The 20,560-nt window shown below is 46.0% G+C and carries 22 protein-coding genes; 20 read left to right on the top strand and 2 right to left on the bottom strand.

The window, feature by feature from the left end:
- The first annotated feature begins 114 nt into the window (after positions 1 to 114).
- The 7 genes from ACETMN_RS28930 to ACETMN_RS28900 all read left to right on the top strand — a co-directional run bounded on the left by ACETMN_RS28930 (position 115) and on the right by ACETMN_RS28900 (position 6,389).
- Complete coding sequence (locus ACETMN_RS28930) at positions 115 to 1,038, top strand: ABC transporter ATP-binding protein (RefSeq protein WP_091019219.1); 924 nt, start codon at positions 115 to 117, stop codon at positions 1,036 to 1,038.
- On the top strand, positions 1,031 to 1,729 hold the full coding sequence (locus ACETMN_RS28925; protein ID WP_179198620.1) for an ABC transporter permease: 699 nt from the start codon (positions 1,031 to 1,033) through the stop codon (positions 1,727 to 1,729). Before ACETMN_RS28930 ends, ACETMN_RS28925 begins: the two co-directional genes overlap by 8 nt.
- 105 nt (positions 1,730 to 1,834) lie before the next feature.
- The gene (thiD, locus tag ACETMN_RS28920; protein ID WP_017692191.1) at positions 1,835 to 2,647 is read left to right on the top strand and encodes a bifunctional hydroxymethylpyrimidine kinase/phosphomethylpyrimidine kinase; all 813 of its coding nucleotides are present in this window, start codon (positions 1,835 to 1,837) and stop codon (positions 2,645 to 2,647) included.
- A 250-nt stretch (positions 2,648 to 2,897) separates the two neighbouring features.
- Positions 2,898 to 3,578, top strand: a complete 681-nt coding sequence (locus tag ACETMN_RS28915) for a response regulator transcription factor (protein WP_091019223.1) — start codon at positions 2,898 to 2,900, stop codon at positions 3,576 to 3,578.
- Entirely contained in the window at positions 3,575 to 5,323 is a 1,749-nt protein-coding gene (locus tag ACETMN_RS28910) for a sensor histidine kinase (RefSeq protein ID WP_091019224.1), read from the top strand. Before ACETMN_RS28915 ends, ACETMN_RS28910 begins: the two co-directional genes overlap by 4 nt.
- A 21-nt stretch (positions 5,324 to 5,344) precedes the next feature.
- Entirely contained in the window at positions 5,345 to 5,890 is a 546-nt protein-coding gene (gene pssA / locus ACETMN_RS28905; RefSeq protein ID WP_091019226.1) for a CDP-diacylglycerol--serine O-phosphatidyltransferase, read from the top strand.
- A 13-nt stretch (positions 5,891 to 5,903) separates the two neighbouring features.
- A complete protein-coding gene (locus ACETMN_RS28900) occupies positions 5,904 to 6,389 on the top strand; it encodes a DedA family protein (protein ID WP_091019228.1) in 486 nt (161 codons plus the stop codon).
- Between the two features lie 302 nt (positions 6,390 to 6,691).
- Here the strand turns inward: ACETMN_RS28900 and ACETMN_RS28895 are convergent, their stop codons facing one another.
- The gene (locus ACETMN_RS28895; RefSeq protein WP_091019230.1) at positions 6,692 to 7,882 is read right to left on the bottom strand and encodes a cation:proton antiporter; all 1,191 of its coding nucleotides are present in this window, start codon (positions 7,880 to 7,882) and stop codon (positions 6,692 to 6,694) included.
- A 379-nt stretch (positions 7,883 to 8,261) separates the two neighbouring features.
- On the opposite strand from ACETMN_RS28895, the gene ACETMN_RS28890 reads away from it, so the two are divergent.
- The 6 genes from ACETMN_RS28890 (at position 8,262) to ACETMN_RS28865 (ending at position 11,921) form a co-directional block, all read left to right on the top strand.
- Positions 8,262 to 8,834 (top strand): DUF420 domain-containing protein, encoded by a 573-nt coding sequence (locus ACETMN_RS28890; RefSeq protein ID WP_017692198.1) that lies wholly within the window; start codon positions 8,262 to 8,264, stop codon positions 8,832 to 8,834.
- A gap of 63 nt (positions 8,835 to 8,897) precedes the next feature.
- Complete coding sequence (gene gpmA / locus ACETMN_RS28885) at positions 8,898 to 9,641, top strand: 2,3-diphosphoglycerate-dependent phosphoglycerate mutase (RefSeq protein ID WP_091019232.1); 744 nt, start codon at positions 8,898 to 8,900, stop codon at positions 9,639 to 9,641.
- Positions 9,642 to 9,857: 216 nt separating this feature from the next.
- Positions 9,858 to 10,028, top strand: coding sequence for a hypothetical protein (locus ACETMN_RS28880; protein ID WP_179198621.1), 171 nt, complete (start codon positions 9,858 to 9,860; stop codon positions 10,026 to 10,028).
- Between the two features lie 179 nt (positions 10,029 to 10,207).
- Complete coding sequence (locus ACETMN_RS28875; protein WP_091019234.1) at positions 10,208 to 11,116, top strand: aldo/keto reductase; 909 nt, start codon at positions 10,208 to 10,210, stop codon at positions 11,114 to 11,116.
- Positions 11,117 to 11,201: 85 nt separating this feature from the next.
- Entirely contained in the window at positions 11,202 to 11,528 is a 327-nt protein-coding gene (locus tag ACETMN_RS28870; protein WP_091019235.1) for a thioredoxin family protein, read from the top strand.
- Positions 11,529 to 11,738: 210 nt separating this feature from the next.
- On the top strand, positions 11,739 to 11,921 hold the full coding sequence (locus ACETMN_RS28865; RefSeq protein WP_091019237.1) for a hypothetical protein: 183 nt from the start codon (positions 11,739 to 11,741) through the stop codon (positions 11,919 to 11,921).
- A 268-nt stretch (positions 11,922 to 12,189) separates the two neighbouring features.
- Here ACETMN_RS28865 and bacA read toward each other — a convergent pair whose 3' ends face one another.
- Positions 12,190 to 12,999, bottom strand: coding sequence for an undecaprenyl-diphosphate phosphatase (gene bacA, locus ACETMN_RS28860; protein ID WP_017692204.1), 810 nt, complete (start codon positions 12,997 to 12,999; stop codon positions 12,190 to 12,192).
- 214 nt (positions 13,000 to 13,213) lie between these two features.
- On the opposite strand from bacA, the gene ACETMN_RS28855 reads away from it, so the two are divergent.
- From ACETMN_RS28855 to ACETMN_RS28825, 7 genes are all read left to right on the top strand, one after another.
- Entirely contained in the window at positions 13,214 to 13,846 is a 633-nt protein-coding gene (locus ACETMN_RS28855; RefSeq protein WP_091019239.1) for a TetR/AcrR family transcriptional regulator, read from the top strand.
- A gap of 114 nt (positions 13,847 to 13,960) precedes the next feature.
- Positions 13,961 to 14,812 carry a substrate-binding periplasmic protein gene (locus ACETMN_RS28850; protein ID WP_091019240.1) on the top strand — a complete coding sequence of 284 codons (852 nt, stop codon included), beginning with the start codon at positions 13,961 to 13,963 and terminating at the stop codon, positions 14,810 to 14,812.
- A gap of 32 nt (positions 14,813 to 14,844) precedes the next feature.
- Positions 14,845 to 15,489, top strand: coding sequence for an amino acid ABC transporter permease (locus tag ACETMN_RS28845; protein WP_017692207.1), 645 nt, complete (start codon positions 14,845 to 14,847; stop codon positions 15,487 to 15,489).
- Positions 15,490 to 15,505: 16 nt separating this feature from the next.
- The gene (locus ACETMN_RS28840; protein WP_047841601.1) at positions 15,506 to 16,252 is read left to right on the top strand and encodes an amino acid ABC transporter ATP-binding protein; all 747 of its coding nucleotides are present in this window, start codon (positions 15,506 to 15,508) and stop codon (positions 16,250 to 16,252) included.
- Positions 16,253 to 16,529: 277 nt separating this feature from the next.
- Complete coding sequence (locus ACETMN_RS28835; RefSeq protein WP_091019242.1) at positions 16,530 to 16,952, top strand: OsmC family protein; 423 nt, start codon at positions 16,530 to 16,532, stop codon at positions 16,950 to 16,952.
- A gap of 217 nt (positions 16,953 to 17,169) precedes the next feature.
- Entirely contained in the window at positions 17,170 to 18,960 is a 1,791-nt protein-coding gene (locus ACETMN_RS28830) for a sensor histidine kinase (protein WP_091019244.1), read from the top strand.
- Entirely contained in the window at positions 18,953 to 20,551 is a 1,599-nt protein-coding gene (locus tag ACETMN_RS28825; protein ID WP_091019245.1) for a response regulator transcription factor, read from the top strand. Before ACETMN_RS28830 ends, ACETMN_RS28825 begins: the two co-directional genes overlap by 8 nt.
- Positions 20,552 to 20,560: the final 9 nt, after the last annotated feature.

Below are 20,560 nucleotides of genomic sequence, written 5' to 3'. Positions count from 1 at the left end.
TTGTCCGGTCAGACTTAAGGTTTTTGTAAGATTTGATTAATAAAAAAGAAGACTTTTCTCTTTACAATATAGATATAGGAACCCGGACAGGGGACGTAAAGGAGAACAAGGACGATGAATTATATCGCACGAACAATAGATGTGACCAAAGTATATGAAGGGGTGGAGGTTGTATCCAACGTCAATATGAATATTAAGCAAGGTGAGATCTATGGATTCCTCGGTCCAAATGGTGCTGGTAAAACAACCATCATGAAGATGCTCACCAATCTCGTCAAACCAACCACAGGGGAGATAGAACTGTTTGGGGAGAAGCTTACGCCGACCTCTTATGAAGTACTGAAGCGAATGGGCAGTATTATTGAATATCCTTTTTTCTACGATAGACTGTCTGCTCGCGAGAATCTGGAGCTTCACTGTGAATACATGGGATTCTACAATAAAAAGATCATCGACAACACGATGGAAATGGTAGGGCTGAAGAATACGGGCAAGAAACCGGTCAAAGACTTCTCCTTGGGCATGAAGCAGAGGCTGGGACTGGCTCGTGCACTTATAACCACACCTGAACTGCTCATTCTGGATGAACCGATCAACGGATTGGACCCTGTAGGGATCCGGGAGATGCGAGATTTGTTCAAGCGGCTTAGCAATGAGTATCGCATTACCCTGTTGGTCTCCAGTCACATTCTTGGTGAGATAGAGCAGATTGCGGACACAGTTGGTGTCATTCGCGGCGGTCGTTTGGTGGAAGAAGTATCAATGGAGAGCATTCGTGGAAGTCAAAATGAGTACATTGAGTTACAGGCGGTGGATATCCGCAAAGCGACCTATGTCATTGAACACCAGCTTGGTTTGAGTAATTATAAACTGGTTGATAACCAAACGTTACGCATCTATGATCCGGGAATCATTCCATCGGAACTGAACACCAAGCTGATCCAGCACGGCATTGAGATCGAATCGATATCCAAACGGGCTCATTCCCTGGAAGAACACTTCATGAAGCTTGTGAAAGGGGATGAAGACGTTGCTTAAACTAATCAGACTTGAGATGCGGAAGCACCGTTTTGCACGTAATTTTGCAGGGGCAGGTATTGCCAGTATAGCCATTCTTCTTTTCCTGATCATGATTGGATTCGTGGATGTGGGAGCAGAAGATTATGCCTATGCCGATTACCAGACCGCCTTTATGATTATCGATACGTTTGTGAGAGCGACCTTTATCATATTTGCAGGAGCTTTATTATCCAAGCTGGTGATCAGTGAGTATAGAAATAAAACGATGAACGTCATGTTCACCTATCCTATCCAGCGTCATAAAATCATTGCTGCCAAATTGATTATCGTGTTTGGTTTTACATTTGTGATGATTATGGTTACCGACCTGTTGATGGGTTCACTGCTGTTGATTGTTAATCATTTCTGCTCCTTCATTCCCGGATCATTGACAAATCAGGATATATTGGGACTTCTGGTGAAGTACAGTATGAGTTCTTTATCGGCTGCGTGTATGGCACTCATTCCCCTATTCTTCGGTATGCGTAAGCATTCTGTTACAACTACAATGGTCTCGTCCATTTTGCTGGTTTTGATTGTCTGCTCCGGATTCAACGGGTCGGAAGTTTCCATTCATTCGCTTGTTATTATCCCTCTGACCCTTGGAGCAATAGGGATATGGATTGCTTCGATGTCCATGGTTCGTCTGGAGACAAAAGATGTGAACTGAATCATTCGGAAAACCATGCTCTGTATGGCTTCAGATGCCATTGACATCCGCTCGTACAAGGGATAGGATAATGTCAACTGAGACACGAAGGAGAATGCAACTACCATGACGATTCCAAAAACATTAACAATAGCTGGTTCGGACACGAGCGGCGGAGCAGGTATTCAAGCTGATTTGAAAACTTTTCAGGAGCTGGGTGTGTATGGCATGACCGTACTGACTACGGTTGTGGCAATGGAGCCCGAAACATGGGATCACCAGGTCTTTCCTGTTGAATTAAATGTAGTTGAAGCGCAGCTTCGCACGGTTCTGGACGGTATCGGTTTTGATGCCATGAAGACAGGTATGCTCGGTTCTGTAGATATTATTGAACTGGTAGCAAAACATATTCGCCGTAGCGGTCTGCCACAGATCGTTATCGATCCGGTAATGGTCTGCAAAGGTACAGACGAAGTACTGCAACCGGAAAATACGGAAGCGATGATCGAATTCCTGTTGCCAGGTGCTGATCTGGTTACACCTAATCTGTTCGAAGCATCCCAACTGGCGAAGAGTGGACCGATTCGTTCCAAGGAACAGATGGAAGCAGCGGCAGCAGCAATTCATGCCCATGGCTCGAAACATGTCCTAATTAAGGACAGAGGTGTCATTAGCCCGGGTAAAGCAATGGATCTACTCTATGATGGAACCAACTACGAATGGTTTGAAGCCGATGTTGTCGGCTCCGGATATACGCATGGTGCGGGCTGCACAACGTCTGCGGCGATTACCGCAGGGTTGGCTCGTGGTCTTTCAGTGAAAGAGGCTGTTCGTGAAGGTAAAGCCTTCGTGACCAAAGCGATTGCCGGCGGATTCCCGCTGAACCGTTTTGTTGGCCCGACACTGCATGTGGCACACCGTCTGGAGCAACAACGTTAAGTGTTGCCAGGGAGCGCGCAGTAGCGCATCAATTCTGGATAACACACTTCGATTTCATTCAAGTAGCTGTCAATGAGCAGGAGCTTGCTCGTTGATGGCTTCTTTTTTATGCGAATTTTTATAAAAATTAGTAACTTTTGGCTTATATTAATCGTATATATCATGGGAGCATTCCAAAACATGTATGGACACATGAACGACACATGGAATAGGTATGTTATCATCAGAAATCTAAAAAGGAGAGTCGGCCATGATCAGAACAGTGCTTCTGGTGGAAGATGAAAGCCGCATTCGTGAGATTGTGGCCGATTATTTCATAAAAGAACAATGGAACGTCATAGAAGCAGAACATGGAGTACAGGCACTGGAACTGTTGGCTCTGCATGAGGTGGATTTGGTTATTCTGGATGTTTTGATGCCTGAAATGGATGGATGGACGTTATGTGGGCATATTCGATCCCAATCCACCGTACCTATTATCATGCTGACTGCACGGTCCGAGGATGACGATAAAATTCATGGATTTCAGCTGGGCGTAGACGATTACGTTACCAAGCCGTTTAGCCCACGTGTGCTGGTTGCACGTGCAGAGACATTAATGAAGCGTGTTGAAGGTGCATTTGGACGAGAGCAGGGTGTGATTCGTTTCGGAGAGGTAACCCTTGATCCATGGGCCAGACGCTTGGAGAAGGACGGAATTGAATTGGAACTTGCACCAAAGGAATATGATCTGTTGCTTTATCTGGTACGTAATGCAGGTATTGTGTTGTCCCGGGATGCCATTTTGAATCGGATCTGGGGATTTGATTTTGAAGGGGACTCACGTGTTGTAGATACCCACATCAAGAAGCTGCGGAGCAAATTGGGTGATGAAGCCAAGTGTATCCGTACGGTGATTGGCACTGGATATCGTTTCGAGGCAGAAGCATGAGAAGAAATGGCGTAACAATGAAACTTTTCCTGGTCATGGCAGGATGTCTGGTACTTCTATATGGGACGACGGTTTTTGCCCAGTTGGTCTGGTTCCCCGATTTCTATCAGCATCAAAAGGTCAGTAGTATGAAGAAAAAGCTGTCCAAGTTCGAACAGCAATATTCCAATGGACATTGGAGTGATTTACAGCTGGCTAAGGAGACCGGGAAGTTCATGCGTCAGAATCAATCACATCTGGTCATTCTGACGAATACCGGAAGACTGGTTAATGACCCGTTCCACATTACGTTGCTTCAAGAGGATGGAAGTCACGTGAAAGTGTCCTTGTCCTTGTTTATCAATAGTGAGAATGCTGGCTGGATTACATCCCATCTGAAATATGGGCAAGAACTTACGGTGAAAGGTCCGGCCAGCGAATCCATGGTCTATCCATTCAAAATCCAGGATGCCACTTCTGCCGCATGGGGAACTGAAAGCTTTCAGGAATCAATTGAACCGGTAAAGGAATGGTCAGGTGTATTGACCGAGGTCGTTCTTCCCAATCTGGCAACGTGGAGTCAGAGGCAGGGACTGCTGGTGCAAGCACTGGATAGCCGGTTCCCTTTGTCCACCGAAGACCAACTGGCCTTGGCGAATGGCAAAATGCTCAATGAAGAATGGATGGATAGCTGGAGCGGTGTTCGCAATGTCATCACCATTGCTCCAGTGCATCGTTCCGGACCTGAGCAACAACTGATCTTCTCGCTCACGTCTCTACAGGAGATGAGGGAAGCGAATGAGGCAACACGTTTGTTCTATGCGTATTTTGGCATAGGGGCATTTATATTGATTCTGTTGCTGGCGTTACTCCTGTCCCGAATTGTAACGAAGCCGCTCTTGGCCTTGAACCATGTCGCCAAGAAAATGTCTACGCTGGATTTCACGGTGAAATCACCCATCCGGCGTAATGATGAAATCGGCAGTCTGTCTAACAGCCTTAATGCCTTATCGGGAACCTTGGGTCAGACACTGGAAGAGCTGAGGCAGGCCAACACGCAGATGCGTACAGATATGGAAATGAAGCAGGAGATTGAACAGCGTCAGCGCAAGTTTTTTGCCGATGCATCACATGAACTTAAGACACCAATCAGCATTATTAAGGGATATTCTGAAGGGCTGAAGGATGGCGTGAGCGAGAGCAAACGGGAGCGTTACATTGAGATCATTGCCGATGAGACGATCAAAATGGAAACAATGGTTGAAGAGATGCTGGATCTGGTGCGACTGGAATCCTCAGCGGTTCAATTGAATACGGATGCTGTTGCACTGGCTGATATGATTGAGGATATCGCCGGCCGTCTGGGTCCGCAACTGAAGGACAAAGGATTGGATGTGGTGCTTGTATCCACAACAGAACAGACGGTTGAGGGTGACCGAAGCAAGCTGGAGCAGGTTATTTTCAATATCATGATGAATGCTATACGTCATGCGATACCACATACCGATATAACTATTGAGATCAGCAGGCGTGAGGGTTTTGTCCATATTTCCATTGAGAACAAGGGTGAGCAGATCGCTGAAGCTGAGCGGCAGTATATATGGGAGAGGTTCTATCGGGTAGAGCGCTCACGTAATCGTAAAATGGGGGGGACCGGGCTCGGTCTGGCCATTGCGAAGCAGATTCTTGATCTGCATGGGTGCAGTTATGGAGTGGAGAATACACCGGATGGAGTCCGTTTTTATATTATTTTTCCTAAAGCCTAGTACGAAAGGGAGTCAAATCTTATGAAGTCTTTACCATCGATTTTAACCTTGGGGAATCTGAGTTCAGGCATGCTGGCAATCATTATGGCTATTCATGGTGAATTTGCCCTGGCTGTAATGATGATATGGGTAGCGATGTTCTTTGATCTGTTTGACGGGTATGCGGCTCGTAAATTGCATTGTGAGGGTGAGTTCGGCAAGTCCCTGGACTCGCTTGCGGATGTAGTTTCATTCGGAACAGCGCCCGTGCTGATTCTGTACCTGAATTCCATGATTGAAGTGAGTGTGCTGGGGATGGCACTGACTGCATTATTTCCCATTTGTGGTGCTTTGCGTCTGGCCCGTTATAACTGTCAGAAGACAGCAAGCAGTGGTTTTGTCGGAATGCCGATTACATTTGCGGGAGGTCTGATGTCCTTTTTCGCACTCTGGAGTCCTTATTTCACACATGGTGTAGCCTATCTTGTCATTATTGTATTATCCGGTCTCATGGTGAGCCAAATCCGATTCCCGTCTCTAAAACAAGTGCTAGCCTCACATGAGAAGGATATTGTGGAACCGAAATAAGGAGCGAGTCAGTATGGAATTTGCAAAAGAATTTATTGGTCAATATGGTTATTTCGCAATCTACGGACTACTGGCTCTTGGCGTTATTGGCATGCCGATTCCGGATGAGGTGATGATGACGTTTGTCGGTTATCTCGCCTCCATCTCGGTATTGAATTACTCCGTTTCCATCGCCGTCAGTTTCGGTGGCGCATTTACCGGGGGGCTGCTCAGCTACATGATTGGCAAGAAGGCAGGCAGGCCGCTGTTCGATAAGTATGGCAAGTGGATTGGCGTGAATGCCAAACGATTTAGCAGGGTGGAGTCGTGGTTTCTGAAATATGGATACTGGTCAATCATCCTCGGTTACTTCATTCCGGGCATTCGTCATCTGATGTGTTGTTTCTCAGGGATGAGCCGCATGGCAATTGGCAGGTACGTAGTTGTATCGGGCATTGGTGCATTTGTCTGGTGTGTTGTCTTTATCTCGATTGGTTTTTATGTTGGTGTGTTAACTTAAAATGGGACAGCCTGTTGTAACAACGGGCAAAGATGGAAGACCTCTTGAGTGTAAGGTGGTCTTTTTTTGTTTTCTACGATATAGCGAACTTGAGTGAGTAACGAATACGTATGACTTGTAAAAATACAAAAAAAACCGCTCTGACCACCTCTAACCTTCATGTTGAAGGGGAGGAATGGATCAAAGCGGCGTGTGCTTCACGAACGTATTGAATCTTCTAAAGAAGATATAGCCAATATCTCCCAAACTAAAAATATTTCACAAAGCCATCAGGTAAGCTAAACGTAGATATTCTTTTACAGTTACCCACTTAAATGTGATTCTTCAATTCCTCTTTCGACTTGCTTTTCACCCTTTTTGCGTGCAAAGGTAATTTTGAGCAGAGGTGGCGTAACAAGTGTAGTGATTATGACCATGATTACTACGCTCGTAAAGTATTCCGGATCAAGTAAGCCGGAAGCAAGTCCCGTTGAAGCGATAATGAGCGCAACTTCACCTCTTGATATCATTCCTGAGCCAATGGCCAATGAAGATGACATATTAAATCCAGTCAGTCGTGCACCAGCTCCGCCACCAATCAGCTTGGTTACAATTGCAATGAGGCTTATAACGACAATAAACCAAATTTGTGAACCCACACCATCAAACGTGACATTCAAACCAATACTGACAAAAAACACCGGAACAAAAATTCCGTAGGCGATCGGTTCCAGTTTGGTTTCAACTTCATGTTTGAAGTTGGTTTGGGAGATGGCGATCCCAGCGGCAAATGCACCAATGATTCCGGCAACACCCATCCACTCCGCAAAGTAGGAGAAGCCAAAACAAATAATCAATCCCGCAGTAATGACGGTCTCGGTTACTTTCAGTGGTGCCATCCACTTCATGATGCGAGGAACAAGGAACCAGCTGGCAGCGATGATGATCACAAAGAATAACAGCTTCTTGCCAATAAGCAGAGAAATCGAAGTGTCTCCTCCGCCTGTACCCAGCAAGCTCATCATAACAGCAAGAATGACAACGACCAGAACATCATCGACAACAGCTGCACCAAGGATTGTTGTACCCTCACGAGAGCTGAGTTGATCCATATCTTTTAGTGTCTGAACGGAAATGCTGACGGACGTGGCACAGAATAAAAGTCCAAAGAACAATGCGTGTGTCTGTGACATACCGAACGCCATGGCCGAACCATATCCTCCGATGAATGGTAAAATAATACCACCCACAGCAACGGCAAAGGCTGCTTTCCAGTTTTTCTTCAATTGTTCCAGATCGGTCTCCAATCCAGCGATGAACATCAACAATAGTACCCCGATTTCGGCCATATAATGGACGAAATCACTTTGCTGAACCCAACCGAGAATTGCAGGCCCGAGGATGACACCCACAATCAGTTTCCCCAGTACCGACGGCTGACCCAATCTGACGGATAGATCACCGGCAAGTTTGGTAAAGATTAAAATAAGTGCAAGAACCAAAATAAATTCCATAGGTGTGCTCCTCTCCAGCAGTAGCGTTTATAGGTTTACCTGCCCAAGGGGGGATCATTCCAAGCCTTTAGAACAAAAAAAGGCATAAAAACAGCGCTTGTTAAGAGTGCCGCTTTTATGCCTAAAAAAGACAAAGAGGGGCCCTTGGTGACAGGCTCCTCCAGTTTCAACGCGTATGTGATTAATTGCATTAATTATACCACAAATAAAGACTTGGGTAAATGGGAGCCGGTTTGGATTTGATTGAAAACGGCCGTAAAGGGGCATTTTATAGGGGAGTGCAGCGGTTTTTGTTCAGAGTGTTGTCACTTAACAGCCCGGAATTGCCGAGATATAATGATATAGAACATAGAAGTTAGGATATGAGGAGGATTTTGAATTGGGCAAAAATAACAAAGGGGAACCGAACATTCCATCCCCGACGAGCAATAAAAATTTTGCAGGTATCATTATCACGATTTCCATTCTCGCTAATGTCATTATTTTATTATTGTTCTTCGCACCGTCTATTGGTTACAAAGGTGATGTAACCTTTGATATTACGGTGTTGCCGCGGTTTAATGCCGTGTTTAACAGCTTTACCTTCATCTTCCTGCTTGCAGCGCTTATTGCTATTATCAAGCGGAATGTGAAGCTGCACAAACGATTTATTCTTGCTGCATTCTCAACAACACTGTTATTCCTCGTGACCTATCTGACGTTCCATTATCTCTCACCAGAGACGTCCAAATACGGAGGCGAGGGCATCATTCGTTCCATTTATTTCTTCATTCTGATTACCCATAGTATACTGGCAGCCCTCATTGTTCCATTGGCGTTGTTCACACTGGTATGGGGTTGGACGAATCAATTGAAGAAACACCGTAAAATTGCACGTTGGACTATGCCAATCTGGCTGTATGTAAGTTCTACAGGTGTTGTAGTATATCTGATGATGGCACCGTATTATTAATGTAATTAAGCATATCTTGCTCGACTCGCGGGTAATGTTTCCATGGAAGGAGGGTTCACGTTTATGTACAGAGTTGTTTTGATTCGCCATGGACAGAGCATGTGGAATGTAGAGAATCGTTTTACCGGTTGGACAGATGTGGATCTGACGACGGATGGTTACGCAGAAGCTCGTAAAGCTGGGAAGATCATGAAGGAACAGGGGTTTGATTTTGATTATGCCTATGCCTCCGTCCTGAAACGTTCCATCCGTACACTTGACATCGCGCTGGATGAGATGGACCTCATGTGGATTCCCATTACGAAGACCTGGAAGCTGAATGAACGCCATTATGGTGCGCTGCAAGGACTGAATAAACAGCAGACTGCGCTGAAGTATGGAGAGGACCAAGTCAAGGAATGGAGACGCTCCGTTAACGTATCTCCCCCGGCACTGGACGAAACCGATGAACGATATGTACAGGATCTGGACAAATACAAGCGGCTCGGATGCACCATCCCGGTAACGGAGAATCTGATGGATACATCTAAGCGTGTGCTGGAGTATTGGAATGCGGAGATTAAACCGATGGTGTCGGCGGGCAAAAGAGTGCTGATCTCTGCGCATGGTAACACGCTTCGTTCACTCGTCATGCATCTGGACCAACTGTCCGAAGCAGACGTGATGGCGCTCAATATCCCGACGGGCATTCCGCTTGTCTACGAATTGGATGAAGATCTGCATCCGATTGGTCACTTCTATCTGACCGCGGATGGTTCGACCTACAAACATGAAGAAATGACCCATGTGGCAACGCCATCTGATTAATTGGACATGGACGTTTGTCTTGATTGTAAGAAAGCTTGTATGATTTATCTCGTTCGGTTGATGTTTCAACTGGACGATTGGAAGATGACCGCTGAATTGAATTCGGAGGTCATCTTTTTTTTCTGCGATCAAGCCTGTACTTCGTTTCGTTTTGCTCCCACAGGGTAATTGTCAAACAAGACACGATGTACATTAATCCTGAAGGAGGAGAAGCACATGTCTAAAAGAAGAGGAATACTCATGACGGCGATCGGCGCAGGTGTGACTTATCTGATGAGGAACAAACAGGCAAGAGATAAGCTGTTTAGCACGGTTTCGGGTATGATGAAAAGCTCCAATTCGTCCAATGGATCAAGTAAAGCCAGACCACGTGTGGAAGTGAAATAGATTTCGATCTTCGTTTATCGATTGAATTAAATGATGATCATGAGAAACCTGGAGATGCAGTCGTTCCAGGTTTTTTTGTGCAATCTGAGAGCAATTCCTTGCTTTCATCTGTAATGCGATTTTTGCCAGCAAGAATGATACAATGGATACTTGCAGAACGTATGGAGGGAGATGCACATATGAAGAAAAATCGTCTGGGTACATCCGAACTGATGGTGTCTGAGATTGGGCTGGGATGTATGTCACTTGGGACCGAAATGGAACCTGCTATGGGCCTGATTCATGAGGCTCTGGATCATGGGGTCAATCTGTTGGATACAGCCGATCTGTACGATGCAGGGCGTAATGAAGAAATTGTAGGACAAGCTATTAAAGGGCGGCGAGACCAAGTCATTGTGGCGACCAAAGTAGGTAATCGTCGTATGCCCGGCAAAGAGGGCTGGTCATGGGACCCGTCCAAAGCCTACATTAAGCAGGCTGTACATGAAAGTTTGAAGCGGTTGCAGACCGATTACATTGATCTGTATCAGCTGCATGGCGGGACCTTGGACGACCCCATCGAAGAGACGATCGAAGCGTTTGAGGAACTGAAGAAGGAAGGACTTATCCGATATTACGGAATTTCCTCCATTCGTCCCAATGTGATTCGGGAGTATGTAAAGAGGGCATCCATCGTCAGTGTGATGAACCAGTACAGTGTTGCTGACCGCAGAGCGGAAGAAGAAGTGCTGCCTTTATTGGAACAAAAGGGGATCAGTGTAATTGCCCGTGGGCCCGTAGCCAGCGGTGTGCTCGCCGATTCCGGATCTGCCAAGGCAGAAAAAGGTTATCTGGACTATACGCCAGAGCAACTATATACCATTCGGCAAGGGTTAAGTCGTCTTGTTACGGACCAACGCAGCATGGCTCAGACGGCTATTCGTTATGCGTTATCCCATCCTGCCGTAGCAGCTGTTGTCCCAGGTGCCAGTTCAAGAGAGCAGTTGCTGCACAATATTGCCGCTTCAAATTCGCCTGCACTCACAGCTGCGGAGATTCAGGAAATACGAGAGCTCAGTCCCGCTAATCTGTACAAGCAGCATAGGTAACGCCATTAAGCCTATTTTCAATTGTAACCATACGAGGTACAATGAAGATCAGCCAAAAAAGGAACATATAAGGGAGAGAAGACATATGGAAAGAATCCAAAGTGAACAGCAATATCTGGATACAATTAATTCTGATGGTTTTACCGTCATTAAATTTGATACAACCTGGTGTCCGGATTGCAAAAATCTGGATCGTTTTATCGGGGATGTTATCGACCAACATGCGGACAAAACCTTCTATGCCCTGGATGCAGAGAAGTTCCAGCCGTTTGCCGAAGAAAATGGTGTGCGCGGCATTCCAAGCCTGCTCGTCTTCCAGAACGGCAAGAAAATCGCACATCTGCATAGCAAATGGGCTAAAACACCTGCTCAAATCTCCGAGTATCTGGAGACGCTTGAATCCAAAGTTTAAGCGTATGAAGGCAAAAGCAGCTTGATCATTACCTTATCTACGGAGACCTCTTCTTGTCCTGCGACGGAAGGGGTTTTTCTGTTTCATTCCAGTCCGCATGATGTGCATTTGAATAACTGAAGTTGAGAAACAACGCTTGTTTAGAATTTGTTCAGTGCTCCCATGTATACTGTGAGAACAAACTGAATATTTGGAGTGAACAAGATCCGTATGAAGAATGAAATTTTTGAAGAAATGCACCAATTAAGTCACAATGATGACCGAAGATACCGATTGTTGATGATCGGGGTGAAGCAATTGCTGCAGGAACAAAAGGAGAATAGATATAATCTGCGTGAGAGATTAAAGAATCGAAAGAAACACCGGAACTTTCAAATAAAAGAGTGGTATTAGACAGGCTGCTTTCAGAAGTGAACATAAATATGGTTGTCCATGATACATAATAAACCTAGTCGGCATCACCAATGATCCAACCCACTAAAGAAGGAAGTAATGAAGAATCAGGCTTCTTCTAATTACGGATATTCCTGTCTTTGGAGCAGCAACAGAATCGTGAAGCAACAGAAACATAGTTCAGAATATAAAATATGGCGGCCTCGCTTCCCAAGGGAACGTGAGGCCGCCATTGATTTTGCCTATCTAATTACTTGAATTGTAATGCTTACATCAAAATAATAAAGAACACGGCTGCCAAGACAAAGCGATACACAGCAAAGACGGTCAGGCTCAATTTTTTCAAAATGGACAGGAACGTCTTGATCGCAAGCATGGCGACGATGAAAGCAGCGATGAATCCAATCGCAAAGATTGGAAAATCACTGCCGTTCAGGTGATCGATACTTTTGTACAGGTCATATCCCGTAGCACCAATCATAATTGGCACAGACACGAGGAATGTGAACTCCGCAGCGGCTACACGGCTTACCCCTGCAAAGAGACCGCCTGAGATCGTTGACCCGGAACGGGAGAAGCCTGGCCACAATGCCAAGATCTGAAATATACCCACCGCGAATGCCTGTTTGTAGGAAATATCATCGACATCATGGGTAGTAATCCGCCCACTCTTCCGGCTCCAGCGTTCGGCCACGATCATCAATATACCACCTATAACGAGACTGTACAGCACTGTTTCCGGACCAAACAAATGTGCTTTGATCCAATCGCGGAATACAAGTCCGATGACTACGGCAGGAACCATCGCCAGGAAGATATGTCCCAGATTGAGGCGGCGGGAGTAAGGTCTGCTTCCTCCGGTGAAGCGGAACATATCAATGAATTTGTTCCAATACAGTACAACAACAGCAAGTACAGCCCCGAGTTGAACAACCACCTCAAACGTTTTGACTGACTCGTTGTCCTCCGATAAACCCAGCAAGTGGGCAGTCAGAATCATGTGTCCAGTAGAGGACACGGGCAAAAACTCAGTCAAACCTTCGATGATGCCCATAATAATGGATGATATAATGTCCAATTCTCTTCCTCCTTGAAATGCAGGTGACAGCACAGGCTGTCCTGCTTGACCATGCCTGTTCATTTGAACAAGGCTATCACCTATTATGATCACAAATGCACTCAACTTCAACTTATGCTTGTAACCATTTGTTTAAAACTATATTGACAAAAACCTAGTTATCCCATAGGATATAAATTAACTGACTGACTGATCAATCGGGAGGGTTACATGAATGACCAAAATTAACGGTTTGGAACCCGGTGAAGAACGCCGGGACCAAATAATACGCATAGCGATGGAGCGTTTTGCAACCCAAGGTTACCATCAGACGAAAATTTCCGATATCGTCCGCGAGGCTGGTGTGGCGCAAGGGACATTCTACTGGCACTTCAAGAGTAAAGAAGCTATTGCTTCAGAGATTGTCTTAACGGGCAAGGAGGAGTTGCTTGAGGCGATCGGACAAGGGTACCGCAAGGATGCCGGATCGGTAGAGGATATGGTGAAAGCATCGGAAAGGCTGTTCACTGACTTGTTCTTGTTTGCCGCGCAGAATCGCTATTTTATGGAACTGTTGCTCAAAGGCATCGTGACGGAAGAATCCGTACAACGCCTGGTTGAGGAGACACGTAATGCTGTGGAAACTGCGTTTCGTCACAATATGGAACGAGCCATCGAACTCGGCATGTTGCCTAAGGGCATGGATGTACCGCTTCGAGCAGCGTTATTGGTAAGCATGATTGAAGGCATGATATCACGCTGGTTGTTCGGTTCCGATGAGTTGCACAGCAAATTCTCAGCCATGACAGCTTCATCGCTGGCATCTGAGGCAGCAAGCTTTGAGTTTTACGGACTATTGGGCACATAAGATTCACATGATTAAACAAATAGCAGGGAATAATGGGTACAACTGCGGTTTAGTCACAATAAAGTAACCAAATGTACACCCAGATTAATACACGACTGAGAGGAAGTTAACGTAATGAACAAAACATATGGATCGAAAACTCGTAAAGGCTGGTCTTTGACAGCAATTCTGCTGATGACCGTGCTGGTACTTAGTGCTTGTGGTAGTAAGGCGACAGACAATGGAAGTACAAATGGTGCAGAGGCAAGCAATGAACTGGAGCAGATCAAGTCTGCTGGCGTGATCAAAGTAGGCATGATGGGCACATATGCACCATACAACTTCCTGAACGATAAAAAAGAAATGGACGGCTACGATGCAGATATCGCACGTGAGGTTGCGAAACGTCTTGGGGTTAAAGTTGAATTTGTATCCCAGGAGTTCTCTGGTCTGACACCGAGTCTGCAAGCCAAAAAGCTGGATGCCATTATCAGCCAGATGACGATTACCGATGATCGTAAGAAAGTACTCGACTTCAGTGATCCGTATATTACGAACCAAGTTAAAATCATTGTCAAAGAAGACAATAACGATATTACCAAGCTGGAAGATTTCAAAGGGAAAACAATTGGCGTAGGTTTGGGTACAAATGATGAATCATATCTGCGTAATGAAGTGTTACCTAAAGTGGGAGACTTCACGATTAAAACCTATGACGATGTCATCTCTTCACTGAAAGACCTGAATGCTGGACGGATTGACGCCACAATCAACAACATGTACGCACTGAAACCGATTGTTGATGCCAACGGATTAAAGATCAAAGCTGTGGGCGAAGCAATCAAGAGTGACCAAGCAGGTATCGCTGTTCGCAAAGACAATCCAGAACTCGTAGCAGCGCTGAATGATGCTCTCAAAGGCATGAAGGATGATGGCACGTACAATACCATTTTCAAAAAATGGTTTGGTGAAGAGCCTGCGCAATAATGAACCTGCAAGGCGAAGGGAAGATTTGACCCATGGAACTGGTATTTGAGAATATCCCCTTCTTTCTGAAGGGGGCCTATTATACGCTGTATGTAACTGTGATCTCCATGTTTTTTGCGTTTATCATCGGGGTCCTTGTTGCGATTGCTCGTCTGAAGGGACCGATGTGGCTGAGGTTGATCGCAAGGTTTTATGTATCCATCATGCGGGGAACCCCGCTGCTGGTGCAATTATTCGTTATTTATTACGGATTGGTCGATTATGGAGTGACCTTGGGATCACTCACGGCTGCCTGTCTGGGACTGAGTCTGAATGCAGGTGCATTTCTGTCGGAGACGTTCCGTGGAGCCATTCAGGCTGTGCCTAAAGGACAGACGGAAGCTGCATATGCAACGGGAATGACCCCGGCTCAAGCGATGAGACGGATTATCTTCCCGCAGGCTGTACGCATTGCCATCCCGCCGATGGGGAACACCTTTATTGGCATGTTGAAGGAAACATCACTTGTGGCGGCGATTGGTGTTACTGAGTTATTACGGTCAGCACAACTGCTGGTATCACAATATGCATTGAACATGCCATTTTATCTGGCAATTGGTGTGATCTACTGGATCATGAGTATCGGCTTCTCGGCCATTCTGGAACAAGTGGAGCGCCGGTTGGCCCGGGCTTATTGATGGGAGGAGAGAACCGATGATTACAACAACTGGACTTACCAAACGTTTTCAGAAAAATGAAGTACTTACGAACATCGATCTTCATGTCGATGCCAAAGATATTGTTGTATTGCTCGGCCCCAGTGGTTCAGGCAAAAGTACCTTGCTGCGCTGTCTGAATGGGCTGGAAGAGTTGTCTGGAGGACAGATTGAAGTGAACGGCATTGTGGTTAACAGTGCAGATCCGCTGCGAGTCCAGCGTGCCCGGGTACTGGAGATTCGTCGCCAGACCGGCATGGTATTCCAGCAATTCAATCTGTATCCGCACAAGACAGTGCTGGGTAATGTGATGGAAGGTCTTGTTACGGTGAAAAAAATCAAGCGGGACGAAGCGGCTGAACGCGGCCGGATTCTTCTGGATCGGGTCGGCTTGTCGGACAAGCAGGATGCGTATCCATCCCGATTGTCCGGTGGACAACAGCAGCGGGTCGCCATTGCACGTGCACTTGCAATGGAGCCGGAAGTGATGTTGTTTGATGAGCCCACTTCAGCTCTTGATCCTGAACTGGTCGGAGAAGTGCTTTCCGTCATGAAGGAGCTGGCAGAGGAAGGCATGACGATGCTGGTTGTGACGCATGAATTGAAGTTTGCCCGTAATGTGGCGAACAAAATCGTCTTTATGGCGGATGGATCGATTGTGGAAGAGGCAAGTCCACAGGCCTTTTTCGAACAGCCGAAGCAAGAGCGCACCCGTCGTTTCTTGCAACAGATTACTGAATTTTGATGAAGATAACAGCGATCGGAAGAACGAACGTACCCGGAGCGGGTATTTAAGGTCGTTAACGATATCAGTTCAACTAAACTTTTTGCACAAGAACGGAGAGGACAGAAGAAACCTGAAGAAGCGGAGCGTGCGCCTTTATCCCCTGATTTTCCCCTTGAAGAAGGGAATCAAAAAATCTGGGGATAACAGCGATCGGAAGGTTATTCTGTCATCGGAGTGGCAAGTGCAAACCTTTTTCGCTTGAAATTAACCTATTCTGAGAAAGAAGGATAACATCATGAATGTAACAACTGTATGGAAAGGCAAACGCGCGTTTACTTCCGAAGGACCCTCTGGCTACGCTGTTGGCATGGATGCCACTGCTGCTTATGGTGGTGACAGCAAGGGGGCGACCCCGATGGAATTGTTACTGGCGGGTCTCGGCGGCTGTATGGGAATCGATATTACGATGATTCTGGACGCTTTTCTGGACAAAATTGAATCGATTGAGATTGAAGCGCAGGGCACACGCAGTGAAGAGATGCCCAAAGGCTTCACATCCATTGATCTGATCTTCAAAGTCGATGGGGATATCCCGGATTATCGCATTTGGAAAGCCATCCAGATGGCTGAGGAAAAATATTGTGCAGTTTCCGCTTCGCTGAACGCCGATATTCATCCTAAACTGATCCTCAATGGGATAAGTACACCTCGTCCTTAATAACAAACGAACAGATTCTATACTAAGCAGGCACTTCCAATCGTGGGAGTGCCTCTTTTGTTAGAGGTTAGGCTGATTTGTTGCATGGCAGTATAGTACCCATTGCAATGACAATCCGAATTCTGACGGTTATGTGGTATGATTAATTCTAAGGACAGAACATCCTGATCCTGCTGTTTATATGTAAGCGCTTATACAGATGACGGAAGGTGCAGACATGTTGAAAAGGCTGATACGAACCACTAATAATCTCAAATTAAAGCATAAATTGCTCATTTCTTATGTACTGGTTGTCATGATTCCGGTCCTGATTGTGGGTCTTGCTGTGACCAGTTATTTTCGCCAGCAAGCCCTGGACAATGCAATAGGACAGACGATCATCAATGTGGACAAGATCAAGAGCCAGACGGCAACCATGCTGCGTGTACCCACCGATATATCCAATCTTTTAATGTTTAATGCGGATCTCAAGGAGATTGTGAATAAGCGGTACAAGAGCGTTGTGGAGTTAACCTCAGCGTATCTTGCATACAAAGACTTTCAGGAGTACAGGCGTTTGTACCGTGAGATAGCCGGCATTCGTTTTTACTCAACTAACCCAACATTGATCAACAACCTCGAATTCATCCCGGTAGACAAGCAGACTGAAGAGAGTTATTGGTACCAACAGGCACTGAAAACAACCAGCATCGGGTGGTTCTACATTCCGGACAAGGAAGATAATCCTGTACACAAGCTCAGCCTGGTGCGCAAAGTACCTTTTGCCGAGTATCGGACAGAGGGCGTGTTGATGATTGTGATCAATCAGGATGAGCTGAATGGATTGTTGCGTCAGGAACAGTTCGAGACGATGATTACGGACGAGCAGGGGTATGTGGTTGCAGCCAAGAATACTGAGCTGGTGGGTAAAACGCTGGATGAGCTTGATTTTGGCGTTGATCTGCAGAATCAGGCAAAAGGCACCATAGAAGGTGATTTCCGGGGGGAACCATCTAATATTGTTATTGATGAGTTAGGCCCTGGATCGAGTATGAACAGCCTGAAGGTGATTTCGGTTTTTGCCACCAAAAATATAGTCAAGGACGCCAACACTGTCAGCTTGATCGGCATGATTTTTATTATACTGGTGCTGGTCATTGCCCTACTATTCGTATATATCATCTCGTTCCTCACTTCGAACCGATTGCTCCGGCTGAGTAAACACCTCAACAAGCTGGCATTAGGAGACCTGAACGTGACTTCACGGATTGATGGAAACGATGAGATTGGACAACTGTCACGACAGTTCAACTATATGGTGAAAAGTATCAATGAACTCATGACGCAGGTGGTAGAAGCGACCGAACAGAACAATCAATTGGAAATCGCCCAAAAAGAGATTAAACTGAAAATGATGGCGAGTCAGATCAATCCCCATTTCTTGTTTAATGCACTGGAGTCCATTCGGATGAAAGCGCATATTAAGGGAGAAGCAGAGATTGCCAACATCGTCAGGCTGTTGGGCAAGCTGATGCGCAAGAGTCTGGAGATTGGCAGTGGAAAAACAACCTTCCAGGCTGAACTTGAAATGGTACGTTCCTATTTGGAAATTCAGAAATTTCGTTACGGCGACCGCCTTGCATTCCAGATCCATATCGATCCCGAGGTGGAGAAGATGTACATTCCGCCTTTGATTATTCAACCCTTGGTTGAGAATGCGATTGTCCATGGTCTGGAGAACAAAGAGGGTACAGTCCGTGTTCGTATAAGTATTCGTTTAGTAGAGAACATTGTGCAGATCCGTGTGGATGACAATGGTGCAGGCATAACGCCAGAACGACTGGCTGAGGTGATGCAGTTTATCTGTGGTCCGGAGGAACAGGAGAAGAGTCGGATCGGCATGCGTAATGTACATCAACGCTTAACATTGACGTACGGGGAGCCATATGGATTACAGATTACGAGTGTATATGGGGAAGGGACAGAGGTTTCTTTCACTTTGCCAGCAGGAGGGGACCAACATGTATAAAGTGTTTTTGGTGGATGACGAACCGAGCATACGTGAGGGACTGACAACCATTATCGAGTGGGAAAAATACGGATTCCAGGTCATCGCTACAGCTGCCAGCGGGCGTGAGGCCATCTCCCGGTTTGAGGAATTGGAGCCTGATCTGACGATTATTGATATTCGCATGCCCGGTATGACCGGGCTGGATGTGATTGAAGAAGTGCGCCGGAATCATCCGGATTCGCACTTTTTGATATTGAGCGGTTATGCCGATTTTGATTATGCAAAAAAAGCCATCAGTTTTGGTGTAGATGGTTATCTGCTCAAACCGGTGGATGAAGATGAGATGATTAGTGAACTGGAGCGGATTGCTACGATCCTGACCCGTGAACGGGAGACAATGGCACGTCAAGCTGGTGAAGATACTGTCTATCTGGAGCACCAGATCGAGGCTTTACTCTTTGACAGTCTGGAGGGTGCAGGCAGTATGGAAGAAGACAGCCTGGGTCTGCACTGGCCTCACTATCAGATCGTGCTGCTTGAGATGCATGCGGCCCCTGATCTGCAACGGGGAAGTGTTATGAAACGCAAACTGATTGAAGCATTTGACCATAAAGACCGAGGTATTGTATTCTCATTCCATTCCGGTCTGGGGCTGTTAAGTAAGGAAATAATCACATCCGAGTCATCTGCAAGAAATCTGTATGATGAGCTGGAAGGACTGCTAGGAGAATGGGAGGTTCACATGTACGGTGCTGCGGGAGAACCTGTACATTCCACTTCTGAAATTGCGCGATCATACACGCAGGCGAATCGTTTACTCGGGGAACGCTTCTTGTTCACGGAGCAACGCATCATTCTGTGGACTGAAGGTAGCGAAGGCGAAAGCATTGTTAAGCCAGAAGTTGGAGCTGTGGACGAAGCACATGAGCCAGTTGAAGACGAACTCGCGGACAAGCTGTATTATGCGTTAGACATCCGCAGTAGTGAGTCCGTTATGCGGGTGCTGGGTGAGATGGAAGAGCGCCTGGTTCCATATCACCGAACAGAGCAAGCGATCAAGACGGCGTTCTCACAGGTATTTTCCCTGGCGTTCAACAAGCTTGCAGCGACGAATCAACATATGCACTCCATTATGCAAGAACATTCGGTTCTGATTAATGAAGTCTATCATCAATTTACGATGTCTGATCTCAAAGTCATGGCATCGGAACATTTGAATCGACTTATTCAACGTATGGGTGGGGGAAGCAAGGATACTGTATTGAAACAGATGATTGAATTTATCCAGCGTAACCCTGGCGAGAATCTCAAGCTTGAAGTACTGGCAGAAGTGTTTAACTATAACAGCAGTTACTTGGGTAAGTTGTTCAAGAATCATACTGGAGAGTATTTCAATGCATTTCTGGACAAGGTTCGTATGGAAAAGGCCAAAGAATTGCTGGACGAAGGACTGAAGGTCCATCAGGTCGCGGCGAGAGTGGGATATGCTAATGTGGACTATTTTCACGGTAAGTTCAAGAAGTATGTAGGGGAATCCCCTTCCGCTTACAAACAGGCCAGAACCCAATCATCAATTAAAGGAACGGCTAAGGATATAAACGAGGAATAAGTATAGAGT

It is taken from the genome of Paenibacillus sp. M2, from assembly GCF_046713495.1.
Lineage (GTDB): Bacteria > Bacillota > Bacilli > Paenibacillales > Paenibacillaceae > Paenibacillus > Paenibacillus amylolyticus_B.
The sequence above is the reverse complement of the archived record's forward strand: the minus strand, read 5'-3'. Positions and strand labels throughout refer to the sequence as shown.

Coding starts and splice junctions, on each gene's coding strand:
- ACETMN_RS28880 (WP_179198621.1), top strand. CDS start 9,858: ATGTCTAAAAGAAGAGGAATACTCATGACGGCGATCGGCGCAGGTGTG.
- ACETMN_RS28865 (WP_091019237.1), top strand. CDS start 11,739: ATGAAGAATGAAATTTTTGAAGAAATGCACCAATTAAGTCACAATGAT.
- pssA (WP_091019226.1), top strand. CDS start 5,345: ATGAAGTCTTTACCATCGATTTTAACCTTGGGGAATCTGAGTTCAGGC.
- ACETMN_RS28825 (WP_091019245.1), top strand. CDS start 18,953: ATGTATAAAGTGTTTTTGGTGGATGACGAACCGAGCATACGTGAGGGA.
- ACETMN_RS28855 (WP_091019239.1), top strand. CDS start 13,214: ATGACCAAAATTAACGGTTTGGAACCCGGTGAAGAACGCCGGGACCAA.
- ACETMN_RS28895 (WP_091019230.1), bottom strand. CDS start 7,882: ATGGAATTTATTTTGGTTCTTGCACTTATTTTAATCTTTACCAAACTT.
- ACETMN_RS28910 (WP_091019224.1), top strand. CDS start 3,575: ATGAGAAGAAATGGCGTAACAATGAAACTTTTCCTGGTCATGGCAGGA.
- ACETMN_RS28915 (WP_091019223.1), top strand. CDS start 2,898: ATGATCAGAACAGTGCTTCTGGTGGAAGATGAAAGCCGCATTCGTGAG.
- thiD (WP_017692191.1), top strand. CDS start 1,835: ATGACGATTCCAAAAACATTAACAATAGCTGGTTCGGACACGAGCGGC.
- ACETMN_RS28900 (WP_091019228.1), top strand. CDS start 5,904: ATGGAATTTGCAAAAGAATTTATTGGTCAATATGGTTATTTCGCAATC.
- ACETMN_RS28845 (WP_017692207.1), top strand. CDS start 14,845: ATGGAACTGGTATTTGAGAATATCCCCTTCTTTCTGAAGGGGGCCTAT.
- ACETMN_RS28840 (WP_047841601.1), top strand. CDS start 15,506: ATGATTACAACAACTGGACTTACCAAACGTTTTCAGAAAAATGAAGTA.
- ACETMN_RS28930 (WP_091019219.1), top strand. CDS start 115: ATGAATTATATCGCACGAACAATAGATGTGACCAAAGTATATGAAGGG.
- ACETMN_RS28870 (WP_091019235.1), top strand. CDS start 11,202: ATGGAAAGAATCCAAAGTGAACAGCAATATCTGGATACAATTAATTCT.
- ACETMN_RS28835 (WP_091019242.1), top strand. CDS start 16,530: ATGAATGTAACAACTGTATGGAAAGGCAAACGCGCGTTTACTTCCGAA.
- gpmA (WP_091019232.1), top strand. CDS start 8,898: ATGTACAGAGTTGTTTTGATTCGCCATGGACAGAGCATGTGGAATGTA.
- ACETMN_RS28850 (WP_091019240.1), top strand. CDS start 13,961: ATGAACAAAACATATGGATCGAAAACTCGTAAAGGCTGGTCTTTGACA.
- ACETMN_RS28875 (WP_091019234.1), top strand. CDS start 10,208: ATGAAGAAAAATCGTCTGGGTACATCCGAACTGATGGTGTCTGAGATT.
- ACETMN_RS28830 (WP_091019244.1), top strand. CDS start 17,170: ATGTTGAAAAGGCTGATACGAACCACTAATAATCTCAAATTAAAGCAT.